This window comes from uncultured Ruegeria sp., from assembly GCF_947500045.1.
Classification (GTDB): domain Bacteria; phylum Pseudomonadota; class Alphaproteobacteria; order Rhodobacterales; family Rhodobacteraceae; genus Ruegeria.
In genome coordinates, this window is the sequence record NZ_CANMQQ010000031.1 from 1 (window position 1) to 1810 (window position 1810).

Sequence of the window (1810 nt, forward strand, 5' to 3'; positions counted from 1 at the left end):
GGGTGTCGTTCGGCGCCAAGAGTGCTTCCATTAGCTTCAGAAAACCGTTGGTGCTACGTTGACCTGATTTGGAGGATGCATGACCGACCTCAATGATTTTGAAAAGATGGAGCGCGAAGGCTGGGCCAATCCAGCTATCGCCAAGGGTTATGCAGATGGGTTCGACCGAGCTACGCTCGTTGTTGCGCAAAGGCTTTCGGATGCGGTTTCGGCTGGATCTAAGTCAACGGTTCTTGATCTATGCACCGGGCATGGTGTTGTCGCTTCGGAACTTTCGGCAAGAGGCGCTTCTGTAACTGGACTCGACTTTTCTGCGGCTATGATATCCCTTGCTCAATCTGCTGTGCCGGGCGCTTCCTTTGTCCAAGGAGATGCGATGTCAATGGACTTTGCCGATAACAGTTTTGACGCTGTCACTATTGGTTTTGGCGTACCGCACTTTCCCGATCCTGAACGTGGTTTGGCGGAAGCGGCAAGAGTATTGAGACCGGGCGGGCGTATCGCGTTTTCAATCTGGAGAGGGAAAGGATCAGATGGTGCATTCGGTTGGTTGTTCGATGCGGTTGGACGCCTGGGCGACCCCTCGGTCACATTGCCCTTCGGACCTGATGCCCATATGCTTGTGGACCGCTCAGCTGCTGAACCTATGGTCGCCAAAGCGGGATTTGCAGAGGTTCAGTTGATCGACGTGCCCTCAGAACTGTATCTGCAGCAACCTGAAGACTTGTTTGATGCCTTTGATCAGGGTGCCGTTCGCGCAGCATCACTTTTGGGAGCGCAGCCAGTCACAAAACGAGATGCAATTCGCTCTGATTTGGCGGCACGTACTCGCTCACAAGGTATTAAACACAATGGCGGTTTTCTGGTCCCGGCTCCGTCCGTCATCATTTCGGCCGTTCGCCGCTGATTTTTGCAAACTCTTCGTGATTATGCGCGTGCTGCGACTGGCAATTTTGTCCCGTTTTCCGGACCTTGGTGCCGCCTAAACCGACCCTATGACCTGCTGAAACCGTCAGATGAACAGTTCGAGCCAAAATCGGCTGAGGCTGCAATTCGCGCCTTTGGCTGGTTATCGATACGCTTTGCTGGCCGCAAGACAGCTTCGAGTTTCTTGGGCTATATCTCTCTAAGACACATGGGAGATTTGTATGCGCAATTTTAGAAATGCCCAAACCGCTGATGCGGATCGCTGCTTTGAAATCGAGATCTCCGCCTACGAAGGTGAAGAGGCTGCGACACACGCCAAAATCTGCAAACGGATTGAGACCTACCCCGATGGCTTTCTGATCCTCGAAGTAGATGGAGCGGTTGTGGGCTTCATCAACTGCGGATGCGCTCATGAGGTTGAGATGTCTGACGAGGACTTCAAGGAGCTTATCGGCCACGACCCTGACGCTCCCAATGTGGTCATCATGTCCGTCGTCGTAGACCCGACCGAACAAGGCAAGGGCCATTCAAGGTCTCTGATGGATGAGTTTGTTAGGCGGATGCAGCAGATGAACAAGGAGGCGATCCATCTGATGTGCAAAGAGCATCATGTGCCACTCTATGAAAAGCTCGGCTATGGTTATCTGAGGCGGTCTGCCTCCGACCACGGAGGAATGGCATGGCATGAGATGAGTATGCGACTTTGAAATAAAACTTGTTGTCCCTCAGCCAAGCGGACACATGGCCTTCCAAAGGGAACGTCTGCAAAGCCCTGCAGATCGTGAGTTCGATCTTGCCCTGATGTTGCGTATGCAGCGAATGACCGCAAAGCGGGCTGCGACTACAGCATCAAGAACGCCTGCTGGGTGTCCGCTTAGGGCCG

2 protein-coding genes are annotated in these 1810 nt (G+C 53.3%); both read left to right on the plus strand.

Features of this window, described 5'->3' with window-relative positions:
* Window positions 1-79: 79 nt before the first annotated feature.
* Entirely contained in the window at window positions 80-907 is an 828-nt protein-coding gene (locus Q1B46_RS22110) for a methyltransferase domain-containing protein (protein ID WP_299952060.1), read from the plus strand.
* Window positions 908-1148: 241 nt separating this feature from the next.
* The gene (locus Q1B46_RS22115) at window positions 1149-1634 is read left to right on the plus strand and encodes a GNAT family N-acetyltransferase (RefSeq protein WP_299952062.1); all 486 of its coding nucleotides are present in this window, start codon (window positions 1149-1151) and stop codon (window positions 1632-1634) included.
* Window positions 1635-1810: the final 176 nt, after the last annotated feature.